Origin of the sequence: Acinetobacter sp. CFCC 11171 (assembly GCF_003268405.1) — a bacterium.
Taxonomy (GTDB): Bacteria; Pseudomonadota; Gammaproteobacteria; order Pseudomonadales; family Moraxellaceae; genus Acinetobacter; species Acinetobacter amyesii.
Window position 1 is genome coordinate 21,060 of the sequence record NZ_LQXP01000044.1, and the last position, 7,072, is coordinate 28,131.

Here is a 7,072-nt window from a genome sequence, read left to right on the forward strand (position 1 = left end):
TAAAAGTCTTATCAAACAGCAATTATTTTTTCACTCGCTTCTCAGGGAGGATCATAAAAATGGGTTATCAGAAGATCGTCGTTCCAGTGGATGGGACAAAAATTACAGTAAATTCAGACTTATCATTCAATGTTCCCAATAATCCAATTATTCCATTTATTGAAGGCGATGGTATTGGTGTTGATATCACGCCAGTGATGAAAACCGTAGTGAATGCTGCAGTACAAAAAGCTTATGGTGGAAAACGTGCCATAGAATGGATGGAAGTTTATTGTGGTGAAAAAGCCAATAAAATTTATGGCACCTATATGCCCGAAGAAACCTTTGAGGCTTTACGCGAATTTGTGGTTTCAATTAAAGGGCCGTTAACGACGCCTGTCGGTGGTGGCATTCGTTCGCTAAATGTTGCACTACGTCAAGAATTAGATCTCTACGTCTGTGTGCGCCCAGTACGTTGGTTTAAGGGCGTTCCTTCACCTGTTCAGCATCCTGAACGTACAGACATGGTGATCTTCCGAGAGAACTCAGAAGATATTTACGCAGGGATCGAATGGAAAGCAGATTCGCCTGAAGCCAAGAAAATGATCAAATTTCTCAAAGAGGAAATGGGTGTTACCAAGATTCGCTTTGAGGAAAATTGCGGTATCGGGATTAAGCCTGTATCTAAAGAAGGTTCTCAGCGTTTGGTGCGTAAGGCCATTCAATTCGCCCTTGATAACGATAAGCCGAATGTCACATTGGTGCACAAAGGCAATATCATGAAATATACCGAAGGTGCGTTTAAAGAGTGGGGCTATGAAGTCGCACTTGAGCGCTTTGGTGGTGAATTGCTAGATGGTGGTCCTTGGGTCAAAATAAAAAATCCGAAAACTGGCAATGAGATCGTGATTAAAGATGCGATCGCAGACGCTTTTTTACAGCAGATTCTGATGCGTCCGACCGATTATTCAGTGATTGCTACTCTAAATTTAAACGGTGATTATATTTCAGATGCTTTGGCGGCTGAAGTTGGCGGCATTGGTATTGCACCGGGTGCCAATATTGGTGGCGCGGTACAAGTTTATGAAGCGACACATGGCACTGCACCTAAATATGCGGGTCAAGACAAAGTAAACCCTGGGTCTATTATTCTGTCTGCAGAAATGATGCTGCGAAATATGGGCTGGACTGAAGCGGCAGATCTAATTATTAAAGGTATTGCGGGGGCGATTGAAGCCAAAACAGTGACCTATGATTTTGAACGACTCATGCAAGGTGCAAAACTCTTGCGTTGTTCGGAGTTTGGACAAGCCATCATTGAGCATATGGACTAACTTTATTTGCTAATCTAGGTGTAAGCTAGATGCATAAAAGGCTAGGTAAAAAGGACTGAATGATTCAGTTCTTTTTTAGGACTAAACATTAAAAACACAGAATCATAGCTTCTCAATACCATTCAAAAAACAGCACTCAAAAGGTGACTTCACGCAATCAATCAGATGGTCTGGCATGCTTGTCATGTTACTAAAAGTTTAAAACCGCACTATTCGAGTGAACTTAAGTAATGCAGAAAATAGAGGGGGATTGATTTCAAATTAATTATTCTCCAGAAATTTTACAATGACGTAATTCGAAACATTTATCGGGTTGGTTCCATGAAAATTAGCGGTACATTGGTTGTTGTCCTTTAGTAGATGTACATCTAGTAACAGTACATTGTGACACTTATGATGATAAGGAGAAATGAAATGTCTCGTAAACAGCATCAACAAAACCAACAAACTGATCAACAGCAGCAAAATGATCAGCAACAGCAACAGCAACAGCAACAGCAACAAGACCAAAAGAAACAGAAACAACAGCCACATCAACGAAATCAGCGTCAACAACATCATTAATAGGCTAAAGACTTTGTGAGTCAAAGTTCATTTGGCCAAACGATTTACTCATTGAACGAAATTAAAGTTTTATACGTAGACGAGAAGGAGATGAATTTGTCTAAGAAAACCAAATCACTTAAAAAGGAAATTAAAGCGAGGTTGAACAAAATTTCAAAGCATAATTCTGCTTTGAAAAAGTTAAAGAAAAAGCTGAAAAAAGCTTAGTCCATTCACGATTTATCAAAAAGAAAAGACCTATTTAAATAGGTCTTTTCTTTATATACATGATTGGTGATGTAGTTGAATGTCTTGTGATCTACCTAGACGAGATGCTTACTTAATTTTGCAGTGCGAGTAAACCAAAAGAGTTGTAGTGTTCCAATGCAGAGCACGCATGCGGCCAAAATAAATTGCTGTGAATAATCAATACCAATTCGCTGTAAAAAACTAAAGCTTATACCGCCAATCAATTGAATAGATGCAAAGCACAGGGTTGCAATACTCCAGAGCTTTTTATAGGCGCTACCATAGATTTGCAGAATGGTATAAGAGGTGAGAAAAACCACTGCCGGATTGAGCAAGCCTGTAGCAAAAGAAGATAAAAAAGTAAAAAGTGGATGGATATTAATGATCGCTATAAAAATCGCGAAGACATAGCAGCTATATAAAATTTTAAGAGCGCTGATATTTCCCAGTTTTTGTGCTAGGCAGTAAGCAGCAAATGCCCCTAAAGCACTCCCCAGACCATATAAAATCCAATTGAAATTGATCCCGATCGGGCTTAGGTGTAGGGTGTGAGTTAAATAGTCAATCCAAAATAATGAATGGGGCACGTAAGCAAAAGCACTGGTGCTATACACAATTAAGAGACAATAGAAAATTCCATCGACTTTATGTTCTACTGCTGGAACCGCGGTGAGTGTTGTGAGCTGTAATTTAAAACTCTTCAAAAGCACGCTGAGTAACATACAAATCAGGCTTGAAAAAGCAAACAAAATCAACCAAGCCCACATTGTCGAAATTTGTTGGATGTAAGGCAAAAATAGCGTTGCCATTAACACCCCTAAGCCAATACCACTGAAACCAATAAAGTTGATTTTAAAGCGGTCTTGAAGCTGTGAACATTGGGCCACGACACTTGGGGAGAGGATCATTAGTAAGCCGCCGCTGATCCCTGAAATAACGCGCCAAGTGCTATACCAAAGTTCTGAAAAACCTGAAAATGCACAACTGAGTAAACTGAGTGTCCCTGCAATAGCTGCGAGTTGGATATAATTCACCATGCTTTTATTTTGGGGTATTTTCATGGCCCAAAATGCACCGATCAAGTAGCCGAGCAAATTGGCACTGCCTAAGATGCTGGCAAAACTTGGGCTCCAACCAAATGCTTCACGGGTTGAAGGGAGGAGTGCGGTATAGGAAAAACGTAAGATCCCGATGCCTAGGCACATACTTAGACAGAGAAATAAGCTCAGTTTAATTTTGTTTGAGAACATCCTGTACTCATGTATTTTTATGATTGGTTAAAAAATAACATGAATATGCTGTAGAAAAATCAACAGATCTTAAAGTTTTGACTAAGGTCTAAGCTAAAAATTAATTCTTAAAAATTTAACTATTCAAAAAGATAGCTGTGGTGTGCGTACAGTAAGAAATCAAATTTAAAGATACAGTAATAAAAAAACCGTACATGGCGTACGGTTTTTTATTTTTAAAGCACTTATGAATTAACGCATTTTCGCCAAGAAACGACCTAAACGAGTGAGTGCTTCGCGTAGTTCATTTTCAGCAGGCAAGAACACCACACGGAAATGATCAGGTGTCGGCCAGTTAAAGCCCGTACCTTGAACCAAAAGCACTTTTTCAGCACGGAGGAAATCTAGCATGAATTTCTCATCGTCTTGAATTGGGTAAATTTCAGGGTCCAGTTTAGGGAAGCAGTACATAGCACCCTCTGGTTTCACACAAGACACACCTGGAATATCATTCAACATTTCCCAAGCAATGTTACGTTGTTCATATAAACGGCCGCCCGGACGGATGAGATCATTAATTGATTGATAACCGCCTAAAGCTGTTTGAATCGCATATTGCGCTTGGTGGTTGGCACAGAGACGCATCGACGCCAACATGTCTAAACCTTCAATATAGTCTAGTGCACGTGATTTATCGCCTGTAATTGCCATCCAGCCTGAACGGTAACCGGCAATTCGATACGCTTTAGATAAGCCATTGAAAGAAATACACAGCTGATCGCCCGCCAATGAAGCAACAGAGACGTGCTCAATACCGTCATAAACGATCTTGTCGTAAATTTCATCAGCAAATAAAATTAAGTCGTATTTCTTCGCAAGAGCTACAATTTGCTCAAGCACATGACGTGGGTAAACCGCACCTGTTGGGTTGTTCGGGTTAATCACCACGATACCGCGGGTATTCGGGGTGATTTTACTTTCCATGTCGGCAATATCTGGATACCAGAAATTTTCTTCATCACATTTATAGTGAATAGCAGTACCGCCAGAAAGGTTAACTGCCGCTGTCCAAAGCGGATAATCCGGCATAGGCACTAGCATTTCATCGCCATCGTCGAGCAAGCCTTGCATTGCCATCACAATCAGTTCAGATACGCCATTTCCGACATACACGTCATTGACGTGCATGTTTAAGATGCCTTTTTGTTGATAATACTGACAAATTGCTTTACGCGCAGGGAAGATGCCTTTTGAGTCGGTATAACCAATTGCATTAGGCAGGTTGAGTGCCACGTCATTAATAATTTCTTGAGGTGCTTCAAAACCAAAAGGAGCAGGGTTACCAATATTTAATTTAATAATTTTATGGCCAGCCTCTTCCATCTCATTGGCCGCTCGTAACACAGGTCCGCGAATGTCGTAGCAAACATGCTCGAGCTTAGACGATTTCTTAATTTCGCGTGGGGTGTTAAACGTATTCGGCATTTTTATATTCTCGGAAAGAGTGGAGGTCACTTTTGCATAACGGTATAAATAGCTTTTAAATGTCTCGGTCGTTACTAAATCGAGATGATGTTCGTCTCTGAGTAAAGCAACTATTTTTTCATGCGTAAACCCTGCCTGTTGATATTGTTTGATCACGGGCAGCAGATTTTTAAAAATTACGCTCTTTTTCTGCGACATTTTTTAATCCTGAGCAAGAGTAGCGCTAAGATTATCACTAAAAGTGCTCACAAAAAAGCATTTAATTTTGTATTTTGCTCACCATGATTTTATATTTGCTTACTTTTTGCTTTTTGGGTCATTATATGGATTTTGTAAATTGTTGAATAAAGACTAGAAATTTAAGATTGAATGACGTAAATATAGGATTATCCTATTTTAAATACCACGATATAAAGGGACGTCATCATGGGAAAACTCAATAAAACAGAAAGAGAATGGCAAAGAGAATTGTCGCCAGAAGAGTTTCGCATAACGCGTCAGAAAGGCACGGAGCAAGCTTTCACTGGAAAATATTGGAATACGAAACAAGCTGGCACGTATGTATGTCGATGTTGCGGGGAACCGCTTTTTTCTTCTGAAACAAAATATGATAGCGGTTGTGGTTGGCCAAGCTTTTATAAGCCGATTGAACCTGCTGCAGTAGAAGAAAATGTAGATACGACACATGGTATGGTCAGAACTGAAATTGTTTGTCATCATTGTGACGCACATTTAGGGCATGTTTTTACTGATGGCCCACAGCCGACTGGATTGCGTTATTGTATTAATTCAGCATCCTTAGAATTAGAAACAAAACAAAAAAATGATGAGGAAACTTATCCATGACCACCATTCATCAGTTTGAAGCAGAATTACTGGACGGAAGTAATAAATCCTTTGCAGATTATGAAGGCAAGGTTTTATTAATTGTAAATACCGCTAGTAAATGTGGGTTTACTCCTCAATTTGCTGGTTTGGAGAAAATTTACGAACAATATAAAGATCAAGGTTTTGAGGTTTTAGGTTTTCCATGCAACCAATTTGGCGGACAAGATCCGGGTTCAAATGATCAAATTGGCGCATTTTGTCAAAAAAACTATGGCGTATCTTTTCCGATGTTTGCCAAAGTGAATGTAAAAGGCCCTGAAGCGCATGTGATTTTCCGTTATTTAACCAATAACTCGAAAGGCGTATTGGGTAATGGTATTAAATGGAACTTCACCAAGTTTTTAATTGGCAAAAATGGGCAAGTTATTAACCGCTATGCACCCACGACCAAGCCTGAAACATTGAATGAAGATATTGAAAAAGCTTTAGCTCAGTCAAAATGAAGTGAATTATTGGCCGAACTGAGGTTGATATAAAGGCGCGGAAGCGTCTTTATTTTTTTTGGATGTTTTATACTGACGGCTCTTTATTTGAAGGTCATAACATTGTTTAAGCAGATGGTTAAACGTCGAATTTGTGTTTTAACGTTTTTTTTACTCGTATGTGTGGGGATAGCTTGGGCAGATAGCAGTCCAATTACATCTGAACCTACAAAAATATCTGTTGTTGCAAGCAATCTAGACCGTACTACAGATGCTCGGGTCAACGCATTATTGCAAATATTAAAAACACCTATAGAAGAATACCAACCTACGCGTGTTGCAGATGTAATTGATCCACATGTAAAACCGAAAATGTATGAAGTCTCTTGGGTAAATGCACCGCAATATGTGCTGTCTGCGTCTGAGATGAAAACATATAAGCAACCTGTCAAACTACAGCTCACTGTGATTGCTGCAACAGGCTATATTGGTAGCTCAAAACTCATTGCAAGTTCAGGCTCTAAAAACTTTGATCAAAAAGTACAAAAATCCTTATTGGTTGCGCGACTTGAACCTATTCCGATGGTTGATAAAAATCTCAGTTATACCGTTGAACATGAATTTACTCTTCATCCACCTCAATAAGCTTATAGCAGAAGGCAAATTTTAAGTTCCATAAATGATCTGTTATTACTGGTGCATCTAATTGATAATGAAAGATATTATTTTAAAACTAACTAAAACCTTTCAGATGTCTGCTTATCTATACGCTTTACAACAATCTGTTATGACCATACTTATTTTTTATACAGCGTTTAACAGTGAGAGAACCTCGAACATTTAAATTGAGTGCTACATTTGATTTCTAATGGTTTTCAATGATTTCTCAATGATTGTTTATAAGTAATTATTGCTAGATGATTAGCTTTGAATACGTGTTAAG

At 39.0% G+C, this 7,072-nt stretch carries 7 protein-coding genes; 5 read left to right on the top strand and 2 right to left on the bottom strand.

Annotation, left to right across the window (positions count from 1 at the left end):
• Window positions 1-59: 59 nt before the first annotated feature.
• Both icd and AVJ20_RS18460 read left to right on the top strand, forming a co-directional pair.
• Window positions 60-1,313 carry an NADP-dependent isocitrate dehydrogenase gene (gene icd / locus AVJ20_RS15955; RefSeq protein ID WP_111885903.1) on the top strand — a complete coding sequence of 418 codons (1,254 nt, stop codon included), beginning with the start codon at window positions 60-62 and terminating at the stop codon, window positions 1,311-1,313.
• Window positions 1,314-1,727: 414 nt separating this feature from the next.
• Entirely contained in the window at window positions 1,728-1,877 is a 150-nt protein-coding gene (locus AVJ20_RS18460; protein WP_171319314.1) for a hypothetical protein, read from the top strand.
• Window positions 1,878-2,179: 302 nt separating this feature from the next.
• On the opposite strand, the gene AVJ20_RS15965 is transcribed toward AVJ20_RS18460, so the two are convergent.
• Window positions 2,180-3,355 (bottom strand): YbfB/YjiJ family MFS transporter, encoded by a 1,176-nt coding sequence (locus AVJ20_RS15965; protein WP_111885905.1) that lies wholly within the window; start codon window positions 3,353-3,355, stop codon window positions 2,180-2,182.
• A 231-nt stretch (window positions 3,356-3,586) separates the two neighbouring features.
• Window positions 3,587-5,017: a pyridoxal phosphate-dependent aminotransferase gene (locus AVJ20_RS15970; protein ID WP_078189059.1), complete on the bottom strand. Its 1,431-nt coding sequence runs from the start codon at window positions 5,015-5,017 to the stop codon at window positions 3,587-3,589.
• Between the two features lie 228 nt (window positions 5,018-5,245).
• Between AVJ20_RS15970 and msrB the strand changes: the two genes are divergently transcribed.
• The 3 genes from msrB (at window position 5,246) to AVJ20_RS15985 (ending at window position 6,774) form a co-directional block, all read left to right on the top strand.
• On the top strand, window positions 5,246-5,665 hold the full coding sequence (msrB, locus tag AVJ20_RS15975) for a peptide-methionine (R)-S-oxide reductase MsrB (RefSeq protein WP_111885906.1): 420 nt from the start codon (window positions 5,246-5,248) through the stop codon (window positions 5,663-5,665).
• Window positions 5,662-6,150, top strand: coding sequence for a glutathione peroxidase (locus AVJ20_RS15980; RefSeq protein ID WP_111885907.1), 489 nt, complete (start codon window positions 5,662-5,664; stop codon window positions 6,148-6,150). Before msrB ends, AVJ20_RS15980 begins: the two co-directional genes overlap by 4 nt.
• 114 nt (window positions 6,151-6,264) lie before the next feature.
• On the top strand, window positions 6,265-6,774 hold the full coding sequence (locus AVJ20_RS15985; RefSeq protein ID WP_111885908.1) for an energy transducer TonB: 510 nt from the start codon (window positions 6,265-6,267) through the stop codon (window positions 6,772-6,774).
• Window positions 6,775-7,072 lie beyond the last annotated feature (298 nt).